A 25,474-nucleotide genomic window follows, 5' to 3' on the forward strand; every position below is an offset into this window, starting at 1 on the left:
TACTCTGCAAACGAGGTTTGATGCGCTTGTCGGGCCATGAGCCGGGTGATCAGCGGGCCGCCGCGACGCCCAACATGGTGACGGCATGGGTGTCGATAACGGCCTGACCCGTTGCGACATCGCCAGCCCGGCAAGTGCTCAGGGGGAACTGCCGACTCCGATCAGGACGAGACCCACACGCCCGCCACCAGGCCTTGCGCCGACGAGGGGCGGGGCAGACGACTCGGGGTCGGCAGGCAATCAATCGGATACCGGCCGCGGAGGGACCAGCGCGTGCCGGCGTTCGATCACTTTTCTGGCCAATCGGCAACCGACTGACGAATGGCAAGGGAACAAGGCGATGAAAACGAATAAACAGAACGCATTGGCGGCGCTGGTCGCTGCCGGCATCATCGGGGCGTCGGCGACCGCGACGGCGCAATCGAATCAACCCGCCGACCTGGCGACGGTCGTCCAGCAGGCGATCGAATCCAACCCGGAGGTCCAGTCGAGCTGGCATGCCTTCGTTTCCTCGGGTCACGACATCGACGTGGCGCGCGGTGGCTACCTGCCGACCGTCGATGCGGTCGCGAGTGTCGGCCAGGAGTCGCGGAACTACGGCGTCAACGAGGACTACTCGATCGCCGCGGCGGAAATCTCGCTCACGCAGATGCTCTACGACGGCTTCTTCACCCGCTCGGAGGTGGATCGCCTCGATAACGCCCAGCTGGTGCGGTACTACGAGCTGCTCGGCAGCGCCGAGGACATCGCGCTGGAAACGCTGACCGCCTACCAGGACGTGCGCCGTCAGCGCGAACTGGTCGAACTGGCCGACGAGATCTACCGCGAGCACCTCGACGTCAAGGCCCAGGTGGAGGAAAGCTCGCGCGCCGGCGTGGCGCGCGGCGCCGATCTCGAGCAGATCAACGCCCGCGTGGCGCTGTCCGAGTCCAACCTGGTCAACGAGATCTCCAACCTCCACGACGTCTCGGCCCGCTACCTGCGCATCGTCGGTCAATCGCCGGCCGACCGGCTCGAGCCGATCGCCCTGGACGACTCGGCCCTGCCGGCCGACGTGGCCGAGGCCCTGCAACTGGCCTACGAGGGCAACCCCTCGTTCCGTGCCGCGCTGCGCGATATCGAATCCTCTCGCGCGGCCGTGGAAAGCCGGCGCGCCGCCTATCACCCGCGCCTGAACCTCAACGCCAGCTACGGGGTGGACAACCGCGACGACTTCGGCGTGCGCGAGAACCAGCGCGACGCCCGCATCGGCCTGGAATTGCGCTTCAATCTCTACAACGGCGGCAGCGACCGGGCCGCGGTCAAGAGCGCTGCCGAGCAGCTCAACGTCTCCAAGAGCCTGCGCGACAAGGCCTGTGTCGACATGCGTCAGAACCTGCAGATCGCCTACCACGACGTACGCAAGCTCTCCGAACAGGTCGAGACGCTCAACAACTATCGCCTGGCCGCCGACCGGGTGCGGGTCGCCTACCGCAACCAGTTCCAGATCGGGCAGCGCACCCTGCTGGACGTGCTTGATTCCGAGAACGAGTACTTCCAGGCAAGCCGCTCCTACGTCAACGCCCAGGCCGACCGTCGTGTCGCGATCGCCCGCGTGCTGGCCGAGAGCGGCCGCCTGCTCGAGTCGCTCGAGGTGCGTCGCGACGGCTTGCCGAGCCTGGCCGATCTCGGCGCCGATCGCCTGGCGGTCGATCCCGAGACGGCCTGCCCGAGCGTCGACATCGCGATGAACCTGCCCGAGGTGCCGCGGGAGCGATGAGTGCCGGACTGCCGTTCGAGGGTCACCGGCGAGTCGGGACCGAGACGCTGGCGGGCGATGAGCAGGGGGTGGCATGACGCGCGAACCGGTTGAACCCCGTGGTGGAGCGCTGACCGATTGCCTGATGTTCCTGTGCCGCTATCACGGCACGCCGATGTCGCGCGAGTCCCTGATCGCCGGGTTGCCACTGGAGCAGGGTCGGCTGGCGCCGCCGGAATTCGATCGCGCGGCGCGTCGGGGCGGACTGTCGAGCCGCATCGTCGCCGGCAAGGCCCGCTCGGTGAATCCGGCCCTGCTGCCGGCCATCCTCCTGCGCGAGGACGACAGCGCCTGCGTGATCACGGCGATCGACCGCAAGGCGGGTGTCGCGGCGGTGATCTACCCGGAACTCAACGACGCCGAGGTCGAGGTGGCGCTCGATACGCTGGAGACCGAGTCCGCCGGCTGGCTGATCTACGTCCTGCCCCGATTCCACTTCGACGAGCGCGCCGGCGGCCTTTCCCCGCGTGCCGACCAGCACTGGTTCTGGGGTGTGATCCGCGAAAATCGCGGGCTCTACCGCGACGTGCTCGTGGCCGCCGTGATGATCAACCTGTTCGCGGTGGCGATGCCGTTGTTCATCATGAACGTCTACGACCGGGTGGTGCCCAACGCGGCGACCGACACCCTCTGGGTACTCGGGGCAGGGGTCTTCCTCGCGATCAGCGCCGATCTCGCCCTGCGCGTCACGCGCAGCCGGTTCGTCGACCTGGCCGCAAGCCGCGCGGACGTCAAGCTTTCCTCGTCGATCATGGAACGGGTACTCGGGATGCGGATGGCCAACCGTCCCACCTCCACGGGCTCGTTCGCCAACACGGTGCACGCCTTCGAGTCGGTACGCGGCTTTATCGGCTCGATGAGCGTGGTCGCCCTGGTCGACCTGCCGTTCGTGCTGCTATTCGCCGGCATCGTCGCGCTGATCGGCTGGCAACTGGTCGTGCCGATCGTCATCGGGGCGCTGCTGGTGCTGCTCTACGCACTGGGTGCCCAGCGGCGTCTGCAGCGCCTGTCCGAGGACGCGATGCGGGCCGGCGCGATGCGCAACGCGACCCTGGTGGAGGGCTTGACCGACATCGAGACAGTCAAGGCCTTCGGCGTGGAAAGCCGCATCCAGGCCGACTGGGAACGGACCTCGGTGTTCCTGGCCCAGAACGCCGCGCGCATGCGCTTGATCTCCGCCTCCGTGGTCAGCGGCGCGCAGTGGGCCCAGCACGCGGTGGGCATCGCGATCATCGTGGTCGGTGTCTACCTGATCATGGAGGGCAATCTCAGCCTCGGCGGCATGATCGCCGCCTATCTCTTGTCCTCGCGTGCCATGGCGCCGATCGGCCAGGCGGCCGGGTTGGTGATGCAGTACCACCAGTCGGCCGCGGCCCTCGACGCACTTGACGAGGTGATGGAGCAACCGGTCGAACGCCCACCGGGCAAATCCTGGATCAGCCGGCCCGGCCTGACCGGCGAGATCGAGTTCCGCCACGTGAGCTTTTCCTACCCGCAGACCGGCGGGGTGGTGCTCGACGACGTGAGTTTCCGCATTCGCGCCGGCGAGCACGTCGCCGTGCTGGGGCGCAACGGCTCGGGCAAGAGCACCATCGAGAAGCTGATCCTTGGGCTCTACGAGCCGGACGCCGGGGCGGTGCTGGTCGACGGGGTCGATGCCCGCCAGATCGATCCGGCCGAGCTGCGCCGCGCGATCGGTTACGTGCCGCAGGATATCTCGCTGTTCCATGGCTCGCTGCAGGAGAACCTCACCCTGGGCGCGGCCGACGTCGATGACGCGCGCATCCTCGAGGTGGCCAAGCTCAGCGGGCTGGCGCCGATGATCAACCGTCACCCCGAGGGCTTCGACATGCCCATGGGCGAACGCGGCCAGTTCGTCTCCGGCGGGCAGCGCCAGTCGATCGCCATCGCCCGGGCGTTGCTGCATGACCCGCCGATGCTGGTGCTCGACGAGCCCACCGGGGCGCTGGATCACTCCACCGAGGCGCTGATCAAGCGCAACCTGCAGCAAGTCGCCAAGCACAAGACATTGCTGGTCAACACCCATCGCAGCTCGATGCTCGAGTTGGTCGACCGGATCCTGGTGATCGATGCCGGTCGGCTGGTCGCCGACGGGCCCAAGGACGAGGTCATCGAGGCATTGCGCCAGGGCCGGATTTCGGGGGCGGAGCGATGAGCGACACGCGGCGCAAGACCATCGAGGAGCGCGGTTTCGAGGGGGTAGGGCGCCTGACCGCCACCCGTCGTGGCGGCGGTGCCGGCTCGGCGACGGCGCTGGGCGAGGAGCGACGCGGCAGCTGGGCCGCCCAGGCCGGCTGGGCCCAGATCCAGCAACGCCCGATCCGGGCACGCGCGCTGCTCTACACCCTGTTCCTGGTGTTGATCGCGTTGATCGTCTGGGCCGGCCTTGCCGAACTCGACGAGGTGACGCGTGGCCAGGGCAAGGTGATTCCGTCGCAGAAGACCCAGCTCGTCCAGTCGCTGGACGGCGGTACGGTGAGCGAGATCCTGGTCGACGAGGGGGATGCGGTCGAGCAGGGCGACCTGCTGGTGACCATCGACCCGACCCGCTCGATGTCGAGCCTGCGCGAGAACGTCGTCCAGCGTCAGGCGTTGCGCGCCGAGGTGGCTCGGCTCGAGGCACTGACCGGCGAGGAGCCGTTGCGCTTTCCCGAGGATCTCGAGCGAGAGGCGCCCGAACTGATCGCCCAGGAGCGTCGGCTGTTCGAATCCAGTCGGCGCGAGCTCGAAGAGCAGCTCTCGATCCACCGGGAGAAGCTCGAACAGCGCCGCCAGGACCTGCGCGAGTCGGAGGCCGCTCGCACTCAGCACGCCCGGGCGCTCAACCTGATCCGGCGCGAGTTGAACGTCACCCGCCCATTGCTCAACTCCGGTGCCGTTTCCGACATCGACATCATCCGGCTCGAACGCGACGAGGCGAACAGCCTGGGCGAGATGTCGCGGGCCGAGGCGGCGATCACGCGGGCAAAATCCGCGATCGAGGAGGCAACCGTGCGCATCGAGGAGGTGCGACTGAATGCCTTCAACCGCTGGCGTTCGGAACTGGCCGAGGCCAGTGCCAAGCTCGATGCCCTCGGCGAGGCGCAGGTGGGGCTGGCCGACAAGGTGGAGCAGACCCGGGTGCGTGCCCCCATGGCCGGTACCGTGCAGCGACTGTTCATCAATACCACCGGCGGGGTGGTCGGCCCCGGGCGGGAGATCCTCGAAATCACCCCGGCCAACGACAAGTTGCTGATCGAGGCGCGCATCAACCCGAAGGACATCGCCTTCCTGCGACCGGGGTTGCCCGCCAAGGTGAAGTTCAGCGCCTACGATTTCACTCAGTACGGCGGGTTGGAGGCGACGGTGACGCACATCAGTTCCGACACCATCACCGACGACGATGACAACACCTTTTATCTCGTGCGCCTGGAAACCAGCGCGACCGGCTTCTCGCCCGACCAGCCGATTCTGCCGGGGATGATGGCCGAGGTGGACATCCTCACCGGCAAGAAGACGGTGCTCGAATACCTCCTCAAGCCCGTGCTGCGCGCCTTTTCGCAATCGATGTCCGAACGATGACTATCTCGACGCATCTTTTCGTCACCGAACCCGGGTTTCATACCTCCCGCTGGCAACGCGCCTTCCCGGAGGCGGCCGTGGTCGAGTCCGCGGCGCTGGTCGACGGGCTCGGCCTGGATGTTCCCGAGCGGCCGACCGTCGCCTGGGTACTGACCGGGACCGACCGCTGGGAGCGCCTGATCGAGGACCTGGCCGACCGGGGCGCCCGCGTGATCGCCATGTCGCGACAGCCGGGCATGGATGAATTGCGCACCGCGCTGGGTCATGGCGCGCGCGGCTACGTCCACGCCGTCGCACCGCCAGCGCTGCTGCATCAGGCCGCCGATGCCGTGGAGACCGGCGGCATGTGGCTACCCGCCGAGGTGGTCAACGCGGTGGTGCGGGTGCTCTCGACCACGCTGGACGGGCCCCGCAACGTCACCCGAGCGGTCGATGCCCTCCTGGGAAGCCTGACCGAGCGCGAGCGCGCGGTCGCCGAGGCGGTGGCCGCCGGGTTGAGCAACAAGGAGGTCGCTCGCCGGCTCGACATTACCGAGCGCACGGTCAAGGCGCACCTGAGCTCGGCCTTCCGCAAGCTTGGCGTTCGTGATCGAATGCAGTTGGTGGTGCGGCTGCGCATGGCAGCCGAGCCGAATCGTGACGTCGGCTAGGGAAGGTCTGCACGAATGCCATACCGCTCTGCGTGCCTTGAGCCGGGCAGATGCAAGGCGCTCGTCCGCCGCGGAAGAGTTATTCTCTTGCCAAGGACGACAACGCCGCAGATGCCCGGCTCAAGGCGCGCCCTGCGGGGCTTGGCGAGTCGCCCGTGCCCCGCGTTGCGATGTCTTGACGTGGCCACCGGCACGCCAGCGACATCGCGCCTTGATCACGAACGACTCGCCAAGCCAGAGTGGCATGGCATTCGTGCAGACCTTCCCTAACCGATACCGGGGGGCGAATGGATAGCGTCTACGTAAAGCGGGACTCGAGCGGTGACATCGTCGCCATCGGCCGGGAGGCCGAGCCCGGCATGGCCGAGGCGGTTGCCATCGACGACCCGGCCGTCCAGCGGTTCCTCGATCCGTCCCGCGGCGCGGAACCCGAAGCGGTTGCCGAGGCCCTGCAGCGCTCGGATGCCGAACTCGTCCGGGTGGTCGAGGACCTGACCAACCTCCTGATCGAGAAGGGCGTGATCAAGTTCACCGAACTGCCCACGGCCGCACAGCGAAAGCTGCTCGATCGCCGCCAGTTGCGTCGCGACCGCAAGGCGCTCGACCTGATCGCCGGCTCGGACGACAACGGCGACGATCGCTTCATGCCCTGAATCGCCCGAGCCGAACGCTCGCTTCCGAAGACCTTCCCTCCTTCACTCCGGCACGCCGGGGCCGCTCGCCCCGTCGACCCCCAGTTCGCCCAGCTGGGTCAATTCCTCGGCCGAGCGCACCCCGTCGGCGATTACGGTCAGGCCGATGGCGTGCGCCATGCCGGTGATACCGCGCAGGTAGCTGCGGTTCGACTCGCTGGTGGCAAGATCGGTGGTCAGCGAGCGGTCGAGCTTGAGATAGCTCAATCCCAGCTCGTGCAGAACGTCGATCTCGGTGACGGCCAGCCCCGCCTTCTCGATGCCGACGCGATAACCCAGCGGGACGGCGACGGCACAGAACTCGCGGAAGGCGGCCGGATGGTCGATTGCCGCGCGCTCGGCAAGCTCGATCGAGACCATGGCAGCACGCGCCGTGTGCGAGGCCAGCAGTCCCAGCAATCGTCCTCGGGTCGATTCGTCGAGCAGGGTGTCGATCGAGAGATTCAGCGCGATCGGCTCGCCGTCCGGATCGGGCGTGCGGGCCAGGCGCTCCAGTTCGCTTTCCGCCACCGCCAGGTCCAGTTGCGGCAACAGGCCCAGCCGCCGCGCCCAGGGCAGGAACTGGCCGGCCGTGAGGGTCTGGCGGGCATCCTCGAGTCGCAGCATCGCCTCGCGATGGATCAGGCGACCGTCGATCCGGCGCGTGGCGAAATGGGCGGCATGAATGCGCTGTTGCTCGATGGCGTCATGCAGGATGGCTCGCCACTCGTCGCTGCCATGCAGTCGATCCACGTCCTCGCCCTGGGTGGCCCATTCCAGGCAGGTGGTCTCGCGGTGCTCGGCACGGGCGAGCGCATCGTCGAGCCGGATCAGGATGCTCGAGCGTTCGTCCCCGGGCCCGAAGCGGCCGGCGGACAGGGCGAGCTGCAGTGAGGTGGCTTCCGCGTGGCGCGCGGCCAGTTCTTGCATCGCCTCCGTCAGTCGTTCGGCGAGCGGCTTGGCATCCAGCAGGTCGGTGAGGATCAGCGCGAAGTCGCTGCCGTTGAGCCGGGCGAGGTGGTCGTCGCTGAACGAGTCGCGATGCTCGCCGGCGACCGTCCCGAGACGCGTGGCGAGTTCCTTTATCAGGGCATCGGTCTTCTGGTGGCCGAGCTGGCGGTTGATCTCCGCGAGATCCACCAGCCGCACCAGGAACAGGCCGTGCTGGCGGTTGGGGTCGTCGTCGGCAAGCAGGGCGCCCAGCACGTCATCGAAACGGCCGCGGTTGCCCACCCCGGTGAGGGCGTCACGCTGCAATCGCTGGCGCATCTCTTCCAGCCGCGAGCGTTCCTCGCCCAGCATGTCGCGCACGCGGGCGGAGAGGATGTTCATCGACCGGACCACCCGACGGAATTCCAGCGTCCTGGGCTCCGGGGTGGCGATAAAGCGCTGGTTGCCGATGGACTCCGCCTGGTCGACCACGTCGTCGAGCGGCCGGGTGAGCGATTTCAGGACCATCGAGCCCAGCAATCCGAGCACGGCGGCGATGCCGAAGAACCAGAGAAACAGCTCCACGGTGGTGTCCCAGAGCGCCTCGAGGGCAAAGCCGCTCAAGCTCTCGACGTAGAGGGTGCCGTATTGCTGCCAGCCGTCCGGCACCTGGGCGATGCCCGGGTCGACGCGCAGTTCGGCCAGCTCGGCGAACCAGCCGGGCACGTCGCCTACCGCGTCCGTGGCGCGGGTCCGCGAGGCGATGGGCTCACCGGAGGGGTCGAGCAATTCCAGTCGCTGGTAATGGCCGGTGTCGAACTGCGCGGCGATCATCAGCTCGATCAGCACCGGGTCCTTTTCCACCTGCGAGAGCGTTAGGGCCAGGGTGTTGGCGTTGTCGATGTTCTTGAGGTGCAGTTGCTCCTCGAAGTAGGCCCGCGCGCTCTGGAAGCTGATCGCGAGGCTGCTGACGAACGCGATGACCATCACCGAGGCGATCGCGATCCAGAGTTGTCGATTCAATGCCATGGCGGGACTCACTCACTCTGCCGTGTCGAGGTGTCGCTGGAATCCGGGGGCGCGGACAGGCGGATGCCTTCGGCCTGCGTGCGGTTGAGCACGTCGCGCCAGCGGGAGAGACGATCGGTGGCCCGGTCGGCCGGGCGGCTTTGCCCGCCGACCCACAGGCCTTCGCTGTTGAAACTGAACACGGGGGTAAGATCCGGGCGCTGCCCGGCCGGGGCGACCAGGCGCACCAGGCTGTCGAGGATCAGCGGTTCGGATTCGGGATCGGGGTAGTAGCCCAGAACCATGTGCGCGCGGCTGGCCCCGCCCATTCGGGCCCGGACGTAGATCAGGCGCAGCTGGCGGTTGTCGATGCCGGCCTCGCGCAACACCAGGTACTTGGCGATCGCGAAGTCCTCGCAGTCGCCCGCGCCGTGGCCGATGGTCTCCACCGGCGAGGCCCAGTAATCGGACTGCCCCCAGAGCTGGTCGTCTTCGACGTAGCGAATACGGCGATTGAAGAAGGCATTGACGCGCTCGGCGCGCTCACGTGGTTCAACAGCGCTGATCTGGTCGAGCAGCACCTCGAGTTCATCGATGACCGCGGCACGGTCGGCGTCGAAGCGCTGCTCAAGCTCGGCCCTGAGGGTGTCGAAATCGATCCGCACCTCGGCGTGGCCGAAGCCGTGGATCAGGACGGCAAGACCGAGCGCCATCGTGGCGACGAGCAGTCGGGTTGTCCCAGATGCCGGCATCCGCACCGTCCCGTGAGGTCAAGTTCAGGTGCACCCCGGGTAACGTTGCGGGTGACCGTGGGTGCAGGGTGCCCACGGTGGCGTCCATGGCGGATCGTCCGTCGGGCACCGACAGGCCCGTCGATTGCGTGACGGGCGGGATGCGGCGCGTCGATGACTACATCGCCACGATCGCATCCTTGCCCAATCGTACCCCAGCTCGCCGCGTTCGACACCGTCGGGCGCCGATGCCGATCAGGTGTCGATCTTCAGCTGGCCGCTGTCGAGCATGTTCTGGATCAGCTCGCCCGCGTCCGTGGCGCCCCCGAAGTCGGCGAACGACTTGCCCTGCAACGTGATCGTCTGCGTCGCCCCGTCCGAACCGCCGTCATGCGTGACCTGGAAGACCAGGTCGCCGCCGTCTTCGGTGACCGACAGGAAATCGCTCAGTGGCTTGCCCTCGTTTTCGTCGACGAGGAGGTCGCGCAGGTCGAGCACGTCGTCGCCGGCACCGAAGTCCGTGACCACGTCGTTCGCCGGGGCGTCCGGTTCGCCCCGATCGGCCAGGTTCCACTTGAAGACGTCGTCGCCGGCACCGCCGATCAGCGTGTCATCGCCGAGCCCGCCGACCAGGATGTCGCCTCCGGCGCTTGCCTCGAGGGTGTCGCTGCCGTCAGTGCCGAACTGGACATTGGCATCCGGATCGTCGATCCGGACCGTCAGATCGGCCTGGGCGGTCTCGCCGTTGTCACCGACCAACTGGTAGGTGAAGCGTTCCACTCCGCCGACGTTGTCCAGGTTGGCGTCAGGCGTGTAGGTGTAATCACCGTCGCCGGCAATTTCCAGCGTGCCGAAGCGGCCGTCGACGATTATCGATTCGCCCTCGGCAATCGGCTCAAAGGTATCACCGTCAAGGACCTGCAACTCGGCGCCGTCAGGGCGGTTGTCCAGATCGCCTTCATCGTTCGGATCGGTGATGACGTTGCCCGAAATGGGATTTGCCGTCGTTTCCGTTGTTGCCGGTGTGGCAATAGCGAGGTTCACTTCGCTAATGGAAGCACTGGGATACAGGCCAAAGGGGCCAAATCCACCCTCGAGTGTCGAAGTGAACTCGACTCGGTAGCTTCCACTGTCAAGATTTTCGAACTGGTCGCCATTGGCACCACTACCGCTGTAACCGGAGACAGGTACCCAGTTCCCATTGCCGTCAAACGTTTCAAGCTGCCATTCGAGAGTCGCAGAGGAGTCCCAGATTGCGAAAGAAGGCTCATTTAGCGATGTATTAAAGCAGAATGTGCCGGAGCTCCCGTCCGCCACTTCGAAGCTGATCGTTTCAGTTCGTGTGGTTTCGCGTGTCGTGTCGGTCTCGAACTCCAATCCTGACACCGACGTCTCGCCTTCGGTCTCATCGGCAGCCACCACTTCTTCGGTAACGATGGCTGTCGCCAGGTCGTCGACGGCCATCACCGGGTCGACCCACTGCGTGCTCGTGACCGGCTGGCTATTGACGCCACGATCGCTGACCACCGCGGCGGTGACCTCGAAGCTCTCACGGCCCGCGTCTGGCCGGACGCTCAGGCCCTCGAGTTGATCCGGCTGCAGTTCGTAGAGTCCGTCGGTTTCGCTGAGCGGATTACCGTCGAGCAGCAATTGACCACCATCGACCTCGACCAGGTAGTGATCGACCTCACCACTCGCGACCGCGCCGCTGAGGTCGACTTCGTAGTTGACCCCTTGCTTGTCGAGTTTTGCCTGAATGTCGCTCACGTCGACCACTTCGTCCGGATGCGTCGAGCGCACTTCGAACTCAACGGTTGCCTGGCCGTTTTCGTCCAGGGTCAGCGTGAGCTCTTCGTCCTCCGGATCGAACACGGTGTCGTCGGCGTTGCGCGGGTCGTACCAGCTCGTGCTGTATTCGCTATCGCCATTGACCAGCACGTCGAAGGTGTCACGGGTTCCGCCACGGCCTTGCCCGCCATCTTCCCAACCGCCTTTGGCGTGCTGCGTCCAGGACAGGGTGATCTGCTCGCCGGCGTTATCGAGGCCGAAATCGAAAACGAGCGGGTCCGAGGTGTCGGCCGGCGGGCGCGGGTCGTTGATGATCCCGTCGCCCGACCCGCCGACACCCAGATCGTCAACGTCATCCTTGATCACGGTCTCGAAGCCGACGACCGGCTCGACCACCAGTTCGACCGTCGGTACCGGATCGGTAGTGGCGGTGGCCTGGGCCGAGAGCACGCCATCAGCCGTTGAGCCGTCCTGGTCCTCCACGGTGTAGGTGAACGCATCCTGCAGGGAATCGTCACTCGGCGTGTAGGTCAGTTCGTTGATTACGTACCCGGCGTTGGCATTCTGGGCAGCCGTGTCGAGACTGAATGCGAGATAGCTGAATGCCTCGTCCGTGTTGATGTCTACCGGGAATGGGAAGCCGTTGTTGGTCTGAGGCGTAAAGGTGCCGGTACCGACTTCCTCACCGGCTTCGTTGTAGGCCGTCCAGCGGCCGATTTCGGCCTGGTTCGCGTTGAATTGCGCGATATCGACGGTGACGTCGTTCGTGCTGTCGCCGAGCTGGATCAGCAGGGTGTCGTCGGTGTCGATCTTGTTCGATTGGTTGACCACCACGCCCAGGCCGGACTTGTTCTGGCCGCTGGCGTAACCGACGTTGTCGTTACCGTCACCCAACGCTGCGACATCTAGTGACCCGTCCAGCATGGGCGCCGCGCCATCAAAGCCCCATAGCCCGCCGGTCTCTGCCTGCCAGTCCTCCAGCCCGCCGCCAATCGTCACCGGCTCGGCTGCGTTGGCGGTGTAGCTGTAGCTGCCGTCGCGCTCGATGGTGAGTGTGCCGTTATCACCCTGGATGGTGACCGGCTCGCCGTTTTCGGGGACGTCGACGGGATCGTTTTCTCCAAAGCGTACCGAGGTGACTTCCAGGTCGACGTCGGCGCCGGTGTCATTGTCGAGCACGTTGCCCGAGACCGTTTCGCCACCGGTGAGGTCACCGAGCGGGTCATCGACGGTCTCGACGCCGTCATCGAGGATGGCGACGTTCAGGGTGGCCTGTGCCGAGGTGCCCTTCGAGTCGGTCAGGGACAGCTCGATCGGTGCCTTGTCCAGCGGCTCGCCGTCGACATTGGTGACGGGGCCGTTGAGCTCGAACCGGTAGTCGACCACGCCCGAGTCGGGATCGAAGCCGGTCAGACTCAAGGTATTGCCTTCGGGCGTCTCGATGACGACGGGCTGGTCGTCGAGGTTCTCGAGCGCATCGGCGTCGAGGGTCACCTGTCCGTCGGCAAAGCTCGCATCCCCGCTGGTCAGACCGGCAGCGGCAATCGACAGGGCACCCAGGCCGGCTGGTGCGGTGAGGGTGAATTGACCCGTAGCCGTCGTGCCGGGCTCGCCGGACGCCGGTTGTTCGCCGGCGCGGGTTCCGTTCTCGAGGAACGCCTCATCGACGGTGACGTCCGCTTCGTCACCCTCGGGTGACAGGCCCGTGATGGTGGGGGCGATCGTGTAATCCCGGGTGGTTTCGGCGGAGTACTCGTTGCCGGCCGCGTCGCTGCCGCTGACCTCCGCCTGGACCTCGCTGTTTTCGGCGAGCACGCTGCCCGGTACGTCGATGGCGTATTCGTTGTCCGCATCGACCTCGCCGGTATAGGTCTGCTCACCAACGGTCAGGGTGACGGTGTCGCCCTCGGTGGCGTCGCCGCCGACGATGCCGGTAATGGTGATCGGGCCCTCGATCTCCTCGCCGTCGAGTACGTCGTCGCCGGTGATCTCGTCGATGGTGATGGACGCGTCGGCCTCGGTATCGACGGTGTAGTCGCGGGTGGCATCGGCGGCGTAGTCGTTACCGGCCTCGTCGCTGCCGGTGACCTCCGCCTGAACCGAGCTGTTGTCGGCCAGCACACTGCCCGGCACGTCGATGGCGTAGCCGTTATCGGCATCCACCTCGCCGGTGTAGGTCTGGTCACCGACGGTCAGGGTGACGGTGTCGCCTTCACGGGCACCGCCGCCGACCGAGCCGGTGACCGTGATGGTCTGACCGGATTCTTCCTCGTTGATGACGTCATCACCGGCGATGGTATCGATGGTGATGGTGGCGGATGCCTCGGTGTCGACGGTGTAGTTCCGGCTCGTATCGGCGGAATAGCTGTTCCCGGCCTCATCGTTGCCTGACACGCTGGCGTCGACCTGGCTGTTGTCGGCCAGCACGCTGCCCGGCACGTCGATGGCGTAGCCGTTGTCGGCATCCACCTCGCCGGTGTAGGTCTGGTCACCAACGGTCAGGGTGACGGTGTCGCCTTCACGGGCATCGCCACCGACCGAGCCGGTGACCGTGATGGTCTGACCGGATTCTTCCTCGTTGATGACGTCATCACCGGCGATGGTATCGATGGTGATGGTGGCGGATGCCTCGGTGTCCACGCCGTATTCGCGGGTGGTGTCGGCGGAGAACGGGTTGCCTGCGTCATCGCTGCCGACGACGTTGGCGTCCACCTGGCTGTTGTCGGCCAGCAGACTGCCCGGGACGTCGATGGCGTAGTTGTTGTCGCCGTCGACGGTGCCCTCGAACGTCTCGTCGCCGACGGTCAAGGTGACGGTGTCGCCCTCGGTGGCATCACCGTATACCGAGCCGGTAATGGTGATGGTCTCGCCGGATTCCTCTTCGTTGATCACGTCGTCACCGGCGATGGTATCGATGGTGATGGTGGCGGATGCCTCGGTGTCCACGCCGTATTCGCGGGTGGTGTCGGCGGAGAACGGGTTGCCTGCGTCATCGCTGCCGACGACGTTGGCGTCCACCTGGCTGTTATCGGCCAGCAGACTGCCCGGGACGTCGATGGCGTAGTTGTTGTCGCCATCGACGGTGCCCTCGAACGTCTCGCCGCCGACGGTCAAGGTGACCGTGTCGCCCTCGGTGGCATCACCGTATACCGAGCCGGTAATGGTGATGGTCTCGCCGGATTCCTCCTCGTTGATCACGTCGTCACCGGCGATGGTGTCGATGCTGATTTCCGCTCCCGCCCAGGTGTCGACGGTGTAGGGGCGACTGGTGTCAGCAGAGTACGGATTGCCGGCCTCGTCGCTGCCGGAAACCGAGGCCAGTACCAGGCCGCCTTCCGGCAACAGGTAGTCGCCGTTGCCAAAGTCCCGGTTCTGCACGTCGGGCAGGATGTCGATCAATCCGCCGCTGGCCAGCAGGCTGCCCGGGACGTCGATGGCGTAGTTGTTGTCTCCATCGACGGTGCCGGTGAATTCCTGCCCCCAGATGGTCAGCGTGACGGTGTCGCCTTCGCTGGCATCACCGCCGACCGACCCGGTGATGGTGATGGTCTCGCCGGATTCTTCCTCGTTGATGACGTCGTCGCCGGCGATGGTATCGATCGTGATGGTGGCGCTGGCCTCGGTATCGAGGATGGCCGTGTCGGTGTCGGTCGCCTGGTTGCCGGCCTGGTTGCTGACGGTGGCGGTCGCAGTGAGTTCGCCATCGGACAGGGAGCTCAGGTCCTCGACCACCTGGTAGCTGCCATCGGACTGGACGATCGCGCTGGTGGTGACGGTGTTCTCGCCGTCGGTCACCTCGATGGCGACCGTCTGGCCTGGCTCGACATTGGTCGTGGTGCCGGAGATCAGGCTCTCGAAGACGGACTGGCCGTTCTGGTCATCGAGATTGACGCTGATGGACGGGGTGGTTTCCTCCGGCGTGCCGGGTTCCTCCGGTGTGCTGGGATCGTCCGGCGCTGCCGGTGCGGCCGGCTCGTCGGCCGCTTGTGCCTCGGCCAGGCCGGTGACGCCCGGCGTCGGCTCGTTGGGCTCACGCGTCGGGCCGGCGAAGTCGAAGGCCAGCGGGTCGATCTGCTCGACGATGCGGGTGACCTCGACGATGGTCCGGCCACCGCCGTCGCTGCCACCGGTCGTGCCGGCGGCCGGGTCTTCCAGTTCCTCGAGGATGTCGCCGTCGCCCTCGAGCAGCGCCAGTACCTCTTCGACGCCCGGGTCGGTCACCGCCTGCTCATCGCTGCTCGGCTCGGCATCGGCGAGCATCTCGGTCGACAGGAAAAGCGACTGGCCGCCGGCCAACTGGACGGTCTCGCCGTTGTCGAGATCGAGGTTCACCCGCGCGTCCTGAGCGGTGACGACCGTCTCGCCCGCGTAGACCGAGTCACCCGCCCGGAGCAGACGCATCTCGCCGTCCGCCGAGCGCGCCCATACGTCGCCTTCCACTTCCTGAACGATTGCGATTACTTCAGCCATGACCCTGTCTCCGTGTTGGCTCGATCCGACCGCGAGCGGGGCATCGAGCGTCGATCTCTGGATTCGTACCCAGAGTCTCGGACGCGCGGGCAGGGGCGTCTATTGGCCAAAGGTACAAGGTGGCGACATGCCGGCCCGGATGCGCTTGCCGGCGGTTACGTCGCCGGTGTGTGACCGGGATGGATTCAGCGCGGCAGCATGCGCTCGAAGCATTCGATCCGGCGGCGCAGGGTATCGCGGTCGGTCTCGGATTCGAGGTGATCGAAGACGAATCGGGCGGTGCGCACCACCACGCCCCAGCGCGGGCGCTTGGGCAGGGTCTCGGGGTTGAGATACCGGTCGAGCGTACGCGTCTTCCTGGCCGAGCCGTCGAGCGTCACGGTCCACAGCCGGCTCTTTTCCGCCAGTTCGGCCCGCCCGGTACCGGTCTGCGCCTGCCAGAGGGTAACGGCGCATTCGAGCAGCTTGACCAGCAGCACGCGTGGGTCGTCGGATTCGTTGTCCGCCGGGACCACGCCCTTCTCCTGCAGCGCCCAGCGCATCTGCTCGTTTTCATGCACCCGCAGGTGCGCCTCGACGCGGGCGAGCATCTCCCGGCGCCAGAACGGCTTGGAGAGGTGATCGTTGGCGCCGGCCTCCAGCCCCTCGATGACGTCCTCGGGCCGGGTGCGCGCGGTTACCAGGATGATCGGCAGCGTGTTGGCGTCGAACTCTTCGCGCAGGCGACGGCAAACGGTCAGCCCGCTCATGTCCGGCATCATCACGTCCAGCAAGACCAGCTCGACGCGGTGACGGCTCACCAGCTCGAGCGCCTCGGTGCCCGAGTGCGCGACCAGGGTGCGATAACCGGCCTGGTGCAGTTGTTCCTCCAGGACGATCGCGGCGGTGGCGTCGTCGTCGACGATCAGGATGGTGGTCACGTCACCGTGGCGGGGCGCGGTCTCGATGGCATCGCCTTCGGAGGCCGCGACGGGCCCCGGGCCGGTCGTCTGGAGGATCGGCGTCGGCGCGGCCGCCTCGTCCCGGTCGCATATGGGCAGGCGGAAGCGAATGGTGGTGCCCACGCCGGTCTGGCTGTGGAGTTCGAGTTCGCTCTGGTGGCGTTCGAGCAGGGCGCGGCTGATGGCCAGGCCCAGGCCGAAGCCGCCGCGCCCGTCGAGGCTCGAGTCGTGGCCCTGCTCGTAGGGGCGCTGCATGCGATCGAGCTCCTCGGCGGCGATGCCGATGCCGGTGTCCTCGACGGCAAAGCACACGCGGTCGCCCTCGCGCCGGGCGGAGACCAGGATGCGCCCCTTGTCGGTGAACTTGATCGCGTTGCCGATCAGGTTGAACAGCACCTGGTAGAGCCGGTCGGCGTCGGCGAGGATCGGCGGCAGGGGCTCGTCGAGCCTAGATTCGAGCACCACGGAACGCGAGCCGAGCAGCGGCTGGCAGGTGGCCATCACCCGCTCGACCAGGGGCGCGACCGCGGTCGGCTGACGCCGGATGGGCAATTCGCCGTGCTTGAGCTGGGTGAACGAGATGGTGTCGTCGACCAGCCGGGCCAGCCGTCGCCCGCTCTGGATGATCAGATCCAGGCCCTGCCGGGTCTTGGAATCCTCGCGCGGCAGCGATTCGGCCAGCCCGATCATCGCGTGCAGCGGGGTGCGCAGCTCGTGCGAGGTGTTGGCGAGGAACTCGTCCTTGAGGCGGTTGGCGCGTCGAAGGGCCGTTTCCAGGCGCTGGCTGCGCTCGAAGGCCCGCGCGTTGCGCCGGGCGAGCGCCAGGCTGTGCAGGCCCATCGCCGCGAGCACGCCAACGCTGGCGACCGCATCGCGCACGCCGGCCTCGTTGAACCAGTAGATCTGCAGGGCGGCAGTCAACGCCACGATGCCGCTGCCCAGCAGGATCAGTCCGGCGTCCGGCCGGTTGCGCCGCACGGCCTGCACCAACGCGAGCAGGGCCAGGGCCAGCAGGGCGACGACCAGGTACAGCAGCCAGCCGATGGCCACGCTGCGCGTCAGGCCCGGGTCGATGACGGCGATCAGCACGTAGACGATCACCGGCACGGCGACCCAGCGCGTCAGTCGCGGCGGCAATTCGCGCGGGAACAGCGCGGACAGGAACCACAGGTAACTGGTGCCGGCGGCCAGCGCCGAAAAGCCGTCCAGCGGGCGGGCCAGCGCGATCGGGATGTGCAGGCCCATCGCCTCGAGCAGCTGGGCCGACAGGGTCGTCTGCAGTGACCAGAACATCACCGTCAGGCCGAAGAACAGGTAGGCGCGCTCGCGGCGTCGAATCAGGAACAGGATCAGCTGCGACAGGCCGATCAGCATCAGGCCGCCGGCCAGGGCGCTGGTGCTGATCAACTCGATCGCCCACAGCCCCTGGACCGCCTCGGGCGTGCCGATCTCGATCGCCCGTGGGATGCCCGCGACCCGCGAGCTGTAGTTGCTGACATGCAGCAGGATGTCGATGGTCTGCCCGGGGCGGTCGATCCACACCTTGCGCTCGCCGTAGTCGGGCTGCGCCGCGTCGGCCGACGCGGCCGGCTCGCCCACGCGCGCCACCTCCGTGCCGTCCACGTAGAGCCGGTAGGACGAATAGACCAGCGGCACGCGCAGCAGCAGGCTCTCCGGGCGGTTCTCGCCCAGGTCGAGTGTCAGGCGGTAGCTGGCGTGTCCCTCGGGCGGCAAGGCGCGTCCATCGAGTTCGACCTGCGTCCAGCTGCTCGGCAGGGTGAGGCGTGCGTCCGGCGGCGGGCTGCGTGGCTCGGCGGGCGAGAGGAAGGTCTGCCAGTGGAATTCCCAGGGGCCTTCCAGCGCGTGCGGGCCGTGGGTGTCGATGGGCAGTTCGGCGGCGTGGGACGTGGCCCCGGGCAGTGCGAGCGCGTGGGCGCACAGCAGCAGGCAGAGCGTGATGACGTGTCGGACCGATCGGGCCACGCGCATGAAAGGCATCCCTGTCGCTTGAAAGAGAGGTGTGAGCTTGCGCCCGTTATACGGCGAACCGTGTTTACGGTCCAGCGATTGCCGGCAATCGGCCCGCCGTCGCCGTGACGGGTGGGCGCCTCGCGGTGACCTTCACGTCCCGCGAATAGACGGGGTGCCGTGACGTGCTCTCGATGGCACCGTAATATGCTCCGATCGTAATATCTCGATGGCGAGGCGTGGGTTCAAGGATGAGGGAGCGGGCAGGGATGGCTAATGAGGTGAATGTCGACGAGCCCCGCGTGCGCCGGATGGAAAGCGAATGAGTCTCGGCACGCGTTTTATCTGGATCGCCATCGGCCTGGTGCTGGGGACGGCGTTTGCCATCTGGCAGGTGTTCGACCGGGTGGCCACCGGGGTGGTGGAGCAGTGGGGCACCCGGGTGGCCGAGGTGCAGGTGCGCTACGACAGCGCCCGTCTGCTCCAGCCGCTGGAACGCGAGATCGCCCTGGCGCACCAGATGGCCGATTCGCCGGTCATTCAGGATCTGGCCCGCGCCCCGGACGACGAGGCCCTCGATGCCGCGGCCAAGGCGGAGATGGAGCGCTTCCGGCGCAACTTCGGGGCGAACAACTACTTCGTCGCGCTGCTGGACAACGGCGCCTACTACTTCAACGACGCCGAGGACGAGTTCGGCGAGCAACCCCTGCGCTACCACCTGTCCCCCGAGGACCCGGACGATGCCTGGTTCTACCGGCTGGTCGAGCAGGGCCGCGATTTCCACCTGAACGTGAATCCCGACAGCGAGCTCGGCGTGATCAAGCTCTGGATCGACGTGCTGATGCGCGACCCGGCCAGCAACGAGATCCTCGGCATCGTCGGCACGGGGATGGAACTGGAGACCATGCTCGCCGAGACGGTCGCCGTCGACCAGCCCGGCATCACCACGATCTTCGTCGACCACAGCGGCGCCATCCAGCTGTACCGCGACCGCGACCTGATCGACTACGCCAGCCTGGTCAAGCCCGAGGGGCAGAAGAGCCACCTGAAGCGACTGGTCAGCGATGCCGAGAGCCGCGAGCGTGTCGGTCAGTTGCTCGATCAGGCCCAGGCGAGTGCGGGCAACGTGCACACCGCCTTCGTCACGGTCGACGGCCAGCGCCACTTGATGGGCGTGGCGTGGCTGCCGCGCATCGGCTGGTACGAGGTGACCCTGCTGGACCTCGACGTGATCATGCCGGTATCGCGGTTCGTGCCGCTGCTGATCATCGTCCTGATCGCGTTGGTGATCAGTATCCTGCTGCTGCACGTCGCCGTCCGGCGCCTGCTGTTGCAGCCCATCAGTGCGCTGGAAGCGGCCATGCAGGCGCTGAAGAACGGCCGCTACGTGCGCGGCGACCTGCCGGCGGCGAGCGGCGAGATGGCCCGCCTGGTGCGGCACTTCAGCGACATGGCCAACACCATCCAGGCGCACACCCGCGAACTCGAGGATCGGGTCGAGGCCCGCACCGCCGAACTCAATCGCCTCGCCCGGGTCGATTCGCTCACCGAACTGCCCAATCGGCGCGGCATGCAGGAGGCCCTCGACCAGGCCCGCGAGCGCGCCGAACGGGAGGGTAGGCGCCTGAGCCTGCTATGGATCGACGTCGACGAGTTCAAGCAGATCAACGACGACCGTGGCCACGACACCGGCGACGTCGCCCTGCGCCAGGTCGCCTCCTGCTTGCAAGAGGAATTGCGCGGTTACGACGTGGCCGGCCGCTGGGGCGGCGACGAGTTCCTGGTGATGCTCTATCCCTCCACCGAGGAACGGATGGCGAGCGTCGCCGAACGCCTGCGCGAGCGCGTGGCCAGCCGGGTTTCCGTCGGCGGTCAGCCGGTCACGATCAGCGTGGGCGGTTACTGCGCCGAGGGCACCGAACCGCTATCCCAGATCCTCGCCCGCGCCGATCGGGCGCTGTATCGGGCCAAGGAGGCGGGTCGCAACCGGGTGCAGATGCACACGGTCGGCGGGTAAGGCGATCGCCATTCCGTTAGCTGGTCAGCCCCAGCAGCAACGAGGCGATCGCCACCAGCCCGAGCGTGAGCCGCAGGCGAAAGAACCACTGGCGAATCCAGCCGCGTTGCCGGGCGGTACGATCAAGCAGGAACATCAGGGCAAACCCCGTCGCCAGCATCCACGTCGCCGCGACCGGTGGCATCAGCAAGGCCGGCCAGGCCCACAGCGACGGCAAGACGCTCAACCAGATGCCGACGGCACTCTGACGATTGAGCGCGACCCCCCAGTAAATCCCGCCGAGAAAACTCAGGATCAACGCCGCGTAGGCGTGCTGTACCGCAACGGCCTGCGCGGCCCAGTCCGGGTGCCACCACAACACCAGGAGCGGGAGGACGAAGGGAATCAGCCCGGCGTAACCGGCCAGCCGGGCGTGAAGGGCAACGGTCTGTTCAAGGCTTTTTGCCATGGCGGCTCCTCGCGACGTTCGAACAACGCCATGCAAGCCTAGACCGTGCTGGGCAGGTGTGGAGTGTTTGCCGATCCCGAACACGAAAAAGCCCGGCAAGCATGATGCTGCCGGGCTTTCAGTGTTGGTAGGCGCGATTGGATTCGAACCAACGACCCCCACCATGTCAAAGTCATGCCCAGTGGCGTCTAAGTGGATGATGCGAAAGGGATGACGGGGTATTAGATGCCTCACTGTGGGCGCACAGTGAGGCATTGAGAATCAAATGGATGCACGCGTTTTTTGGAACGCCTAGCGCAGCGTGTCGAGGGCGAGGTCGGCGCGGACTGGGATGTAGTGGTCGTCGGTGAGGGCCTGGCGGCCGGACTCGAGGTAGATCTCGGTGGTCTTCTTGTCGCTGTGGGTCATCAGGGATTGGATGTAGTCCTTGGCGTAGCCCTGCTGCTCGTAGATCCGCGCGCCCAGGCTGCGGATCTCGTGGAAGGACGGCTGCTCATTGGCCGGGAGGTCGTCGAACAGGCCCGTTTCCTCGCGCAGGCGTTTGAAGGTGCGCGTGAGGTGGTTGGGCGTGACCTGGCTCCAGTGCTTCTTCGCGGCCATCTGGTCGCGCTTCATCTTCGCCGGGCGGTAATGGACGATGAACGGCGAGGCGATGCCCGACGCTCGAGCCCGGCCGATGATCTCGCCCAGCTGGTCGGTCATGCGGATCCGGATGAACGCCATTTCCGAGATCTCTTCGGTCTTCTCGCGGATGAAGTAGAGGTGATCGCCGCGCTGGTCGTCGAACCGCACGTGGGCGATCTCGTTGCGCCCCTGCAGCGTCACCAGGGCGAGTTCCATGGCGATCTGGAACCACGCCGGCGCGAGCTGGTGGATAGCCCAGAACTGATCGATCTCAAGGCGATGGCGCTTGCGTCGGTTGGCCTCGATCCGCTTGGACTGGTTGCGGGGCAGGGTGGCCTCGGGCTCGTTGTCGTCGACGTAGCCGCGGGCGATCGCGAAGCGCCACAGGTCGATCAATCTCGTCCTGTGTTTGTTGTAGGAATCCGCGCTGGGCAGCTTGGCCAGCCAGTCGCCTATCTCCGTGCGCGTGAGCCCGCGGATCATCCGCTGGCCGAACTCGCGCTGATAGCGGCGGTAGTAGCCCAGGTAGTTGGAGAGCGTGCGCTGGCTCAGCGCCTGGTTGGGCAGATAGTCGGTGATGAACTCGGCGACCACCTCGCCCACGGTCTTCTCGCCGGTCTCCAGCACGCGGGCGACGAGATCCGCCTCCTTGTCCAGGATGCGGTTTAGCTTGCGCGCGGCGGCATTGGCCCGCGCCTTCTCCTGGCCAAGGGATTTCCAGCGGCCGGTTTGCGGGTTGCGGTACTGGTACGCCCGGCCGTTGAAATAGAGGTTGTCCTCGAGGTCGGCATTCTTACCGAGACGTCGCCTGCCCACGTTGGTATCCCGCAACACACCGTCGACCAGCGAATCGCCGGTCAACGCGGTGAACTCATCCAGATCCACGAACCGGTTATCCCCGATTCGCCGGGCACCCTCGATCCGGCCCTCATCGAACCACTTGCGCAGCGTGCGCGGGTCCGGGGCCGATCCCGGAGTGAATACCACCCGTCGGAACTCGGAAAGGTCCGCCAGTTTCATGGGAGCGTGGGGCGTTGGCAACGTGCGCGAGGTTCAGGCGCTCACGAATCCGACGGGCCGCCGTAGCCCTCGACACGCTCGGAGACGTGCAGGCCGTAGGTCTCCAGGATGTCGAGATCCAGCGCCACCATGTGCGCGACCCGCTTGTAATCGATGCGCCGCTCGTGGCCCTTCTCCGGCTCGATCAGCACCCCCGCCTGGACCAGCTGGCGCTTGAGGATGGAATGGGACTTCACCGGCAGCGCGTGGAACTTCTCCTTGAGGTGGTTGCTGTGCGCGATGTGATCCATCACGTGCCCGGTACGCACCAGCAGCGCGCGCCGCTCGCCATGGACGGGGTCCATGATGGTTTCGAACTTGTACGGGTGGACGAACCGGTGGGCGTCGATCTCCGAGAACAGCATCTCCAAGATCCACACCCACGGCTCGCGATCGGCCTTCGTCTCGCTGATGTGGCTGTTCATTTCCGCCACCACGTCACGCACGAAGTCGCCCTGGGTCCACTCCACGCCGGCGAACTCGGAAAGCAGCTTCCACGCCGTCAGTATTGCGGCGTAGTTGCCGGCCATGCGCACCGCGCCGGCGTCGGATTCGGGCGCCCGGCACTTTTCAAGCAGCCTTGCGTTCATCTGCTGAAAGGTCGACTGAACCTGCTCCCTCGTCAGCTTGGTGAGGAATTTCAGCCACTCGGCCACCGGGAACTGCGGCAGATCCTCGCGCATCATCGGCCCCTTCTTGCCGGATAGATCCGTGCGGACCACCTTGCCCAGCAGGCTCTTGACCGGCACGTCCTCACCGGCGAGCAGTACTGGGGCAGAGGCGACAAACTCTGTCATTTCGGAGCCACGGCGCGTCACCGTGAACTGATAGGCCTCCTGCAGCATGGCGACCGCCTTGTCGATCACGTCCTGCCGGCGGGCGGACAGCTCCTCCCAGCCGATCGGGTGCGAGGTGTGAGAGATCGACGTCAGCAGCCGGAACTCGGTATTGAGCGACTGGCCGGAGAGCATCTGCATGGCGATGGTCCGCTCGAGGCGCTTGCTCAGCACCGACTTCCCCGATGCCTTCTGCGCCTGCATGATCATGTGCGGCCAGAAGCCAAGGAACGCCTTGAGGTGGCCGCCCAGCGCCCAGACCAGCGGAATCAGCGCCGCGTTCTCCTTGAAGGTGCTCTGGTACGCATCGATCACCTGGCGTGCCTGTCCCGGCGTGCCTGACGGCAGCACCAGCGAGTGATAGGGGCACTGCTTCTCCGGCTCCGTGAAGTAGCAATCCGGCCCCTCGTTGACGATCGGCCGCCCATCCCGCCACGCCAGCCCCACGAAGTTCACCGCATGGCGCTCGCCGAGGTGCGCCGAGCGCTCGAGGATGGTCACCAGCCGCGCGAACTGCGCCGGGCGGAAGATCGGCCCGAACTTCCGCCATTGGTCGATGTTGTGCAGGTGCTCGTCCTTGAACACCTTGCGTTGCAGCTTCGCCCCGTGGCGTGGTGCCTGCACGCTCACCGAAAAGATCGTCTCCGGCTGCGAGTCGGCATCACCGCCCAGTGCGCTCTGGGCGCTGGCGATGGTCACCCGGTTGATGCCGGCGATGCGGAACCCGCAGAGGTCCTCGTAATCCATTTTCGATTCTCCTGTGTCGTCATCTTCTTCTCGTTTCGAGACCCACCGCGTGAAGTCCTCGGTCACCACGCGGAAACGCCAGTATTGAGCGAAGTCATGACTCGGCAGGTGCACCCGGGCCTTCCCGTGCTCCGGGTAGTTGTGATCGGCGGGAAAGCCCGGAATGGCCCACGGTTCTAGGTTGCGCAGCGCCACCTTCACCTTGTTGGTGTCGCCCCGCTGCAGGATGTCGTTGAGATCCTCGCCCGGCTCCCACTTCTCCCAGTTCACCAGCAGGGCGGCGATGTTGGCGGCCGTCAGCCGTTCGTAGAGCGTCCAGGCAGCATTGGCCCCCGGGCGCTGCCCGGCCAGCCGGTGACCCACCGGGAACGGCTCGTCGTTGTCCATGCAGATCGTCACCCGCTTGCCGATGAACGGCCGCACGTCCAGCGTCTTGGCGTTGGCCGTGCCCCGCAGCGCCACCGCCGACGTGTACGGCATCCCGCAGGTCTCCACCGTCATCGCATTGATCGACGACTCCACGATCACCACGTCACGCGCCTGCCGGAACGCCCGCCAGTCGATGCACCACGGCGCATCCTTCGGCCCCTGGGTATTCGTCTTCACCCCGCCGTTGAGATCCGGGTCCTCGTAGCGGGTATCCACCGACAACACCTGGTTGGTCGACGGGCAGCGCACGAAGAACGCCACCCCCGGCCCGCCGTGGCCCACCTGGCCCACGGGTCGGGAATCCGAATGCCAGTCGTTCCAGCCGATCGTCCCGGCGCGCAGGGCGCGGTCGATCGCCGGCTCCTCGATGCCCCGGCCGCCCAGGTACCGCACGATATGCTCGCGCCCGCCCTTGCAGCGGTCCGCGATCCACTCCTCCTTCGTCTTCGGCTTGGCCGGGCCATTGCCGCGCGGGATCGGGTCGCGCTCCAGCCCGTACTCGTCGTGCAGCCAGTTCATGGCCTGGTGGAAATCCACCTGGCGGACGTACTGCACCAGCTTGATCGCATCGCCCGCCTCGTCGGTGGAGTGGTCCTTGAACAGCATCACGCCATCGCGCCGGAACACCGACAGGCTCGGGTGCTTGTCCTTGTGCGCCGGGGACTTGTAGTTCCCCTGGCCCTTGGGGCGCTCCAGCCCCAGACGGGTGGCCAGTTCGTGGAGGTCGACGCGGTCCTTGATCTGTTCTGCGGTTGCCATGGCAAGCCTTCTTGTCGT

At 66.5% G+C, this 25,474-nt stretch carries 13 protein-coding genes; 6 read left to right on the forward strand and 7 right to left on the reverse strand.

The window, feature by feature from the left end:
• Positions 1 to 340: 340 nt before the first annotated feature.
• From FAZ79_RS00225 to FAZ79_RS00245, 5 genes are all read left to right on the forward strand, one after another.
• Positions 341 to 1,759 (forward strand): TolC family outer membrane protein, encoded by a 1,419-nt coding sequence (locus tag FAZ79_RS00225; protein WP_136865912.1) that lies wholly within the window; start codon positions 341 to 343, stop codon positions 1,757 to 1,759.
• A 73-nt stretch (positions 1,760 to 1,832) separates the two neighbouring features.
• On the forward strand, positions 1,833 to 3,974 hold the full coding sequence (locus tag FAZ79_RS00230; RefSeq protein WP_136865913.1) for a type I secretion system permease/ATPase: 2,142 nt from the start codon (positions 1,833 to 1,835) through the stop codon (positions 3,972 to 3,974).
• On the forward strand, positions 3,971 to 5,380 hold the full coding sequence (locus FAZ79_RS00235) for an HlyD family type I secretion periplasmic adaptor subunit (protein WP_136865914.1): 1,410 nt from the start codon (positions 3,971 to 3,973) through the stop codon (positions 5,378 to 5,380). The genes FAZ79_RS00230 and FAZ79_RS00235 overlap by 4 nt, the downstream gene beginning before the upstream one ends.
• The gene (locus FAZ79_RS00240; RefSeq protein WP_211238758.1) at positions 5,377 to 6,030 is read left to right on the forward strand and encodes a response regulator transcription factor; all 654 of its coding nucleotides are present in this window, start codon (positions 5,377 to 5,379) and stop codon (positions 6,028 to 6,030) included. Before FAZ79_RS00235 ends, FAZ79_RS00240 begins: the two co-directional genes overlap by 4 nt.
• A 287-nt stretch (positions 6,031 to 6,317) precedes the next feature.
• Positions 6,318 to 6,683: a tryptophan synthase subunit beta like protein gene (locus FAZ79_RS00245; RefSeq protein ID WP_136865915.1), complete on the forward strand. Its 366-nt coding sequence runs from the start codon at positions 6,318 to 6,320 to the stop codon at positions 6,681 to 6,683.
• A 42-nt stretch (positions 6,684 to 6,725) separates the two neighbouring features.
• Here FAZ79_RS00245 and FAZ79_RS00250 read toward each other — a convergent pair whose 3' ends face one another.
• The 4 genes from FAZ79_RS00250 to FAZ79_RS00265 form a co-directional block, all read right to left on the reverse strand.
• A complete protein-coding gene (locus FAZ79_RS00250; RefSeq protein WP_136865916.1) occupies positions 6,726 to 8,660 on the reverse strand; it encodes a LapD/MoxY N-terminal periplasmic domain-containing protein in 1,935 nt (644 codons plus the stop codon).
• Between the two features lie 8 nt (positions 8,661 to 8,668).
• On the reverse strand, positions 8,669 to 9,391 hold the full coding sequence (locus FAZ79_RS00255; protein WP_211238759.1) for a transglutaminase-like cysteine peptidase: 723 nt from the start codon (positions 9,389 to 9,391) through the stop codon (positions 8,669 to 8,671).
• Between the two features lie 234 nt (positions 9,392 to 9,625).
• Positions 9,626 to 15,628: a retention module-containing protein gene (locus tag FAZ79_RS00260; protein ID WP_136865917.1), complete on the reverse strand. Its 6,003-nt coding sequence runs from the start codon at positions 15,626 to 15,628 to the stop codon at positions 9,626 to 9,628.
• Positions 15,629 to 15,813: 185 nt separating this feature from the next.
• Complete coding sequence (locus FAZ79_RS00265) at positions 15,814 to 18,558, reverse strand: response regulator (protein WP_169303495.1); 2,745 nt, start codon at positions 18,556 to 18,558, stop codon at positions 15,814 to 15,816.
• A 301-nt stretch (positions 18,559 to 18,859) separates the two neighbouring features.
• Here FAZ79_RS00265 and FAZ79_RS00270 point away from each other — a divergent pair, with 301 nt between their 5' ends.
• Positions 18,860 to 20,554 carry a diguanylate cyclase gene (locus FAZ79_RS00270; RefSeq protein ID WP_136865919.1) on the forward strand — a complete coding sequence of 565 codons (1,695 nt, stop codon included), beginning with the start codon at positions 18,860 to 18,862 and terminating at the stop codon, positions 20,552 to 20,554.
• Positions 20,555 to 20,570: 16 nt separating this feature from the next.
• Here the strand turns inward: FAZ79_RS00270 and FAZ79_RS11395 are convergent, their stop codons facing one another.
• The 3 genes from FAZ79_RS11395 to FAZ79_RS00285 all read right to left on the reverse strand — a co-directional run bounded on the left by FAZ79_RS11395 (position 20,571) and on the right by FAZ79_RS00285 (position 25,456).
• Complete coding sequence (locus tag FAZ79_RS11395) at positions 20,571 to 21,002, reverse strand: DUF3429 domain-containing protein (RefSeq protein ID WP_169303496.1); 432 nt, start codon at positions 21,000 to 21,002, stop codon at positions 20,571 to 20,573.
• A 291-nt stretch (positions 21,003 to 21,293) separates the two neighbouring features.
• Positions 21,294 to 22,646 (reverse strand): tyrosine-type recombinase/integrase, encoded by a 1,353-nt coding sequence (locus FAZ79_RS00280; RefSeq protein WP_136865921.1) that lies wholly within the window; start codon positions 22,644 to 22,646, stop codon positions 21,294 to 21,296.
• A 41-nt stretch (positions 22,647 to 22,687) separates the two neighbouring features.
• Positions 22,688 to 25,456, reverse strand: coding sequence for a toprim domain-containing protein (locus FAZ79_RS00285; protein WP_136865922.1), 2,769 nt, complete (start codon positions 25,454 to 25,456; stop codon positions 22,688 to 22,690).
• Positions 25,457 to 25,474 lie beyond the last annotated feature (18 nt).

Origin of the sequence: Guyparkeria sp. SB14A, from assembly GCF_005096345.1 — a bacterium.
GTDB lineage: Bacteria > Pseudomonadota > Gammaproteobacteria > Halothiobacillales > Halothiobacillaceae > Guyparkeria > Guyparkeria hydrothermalis.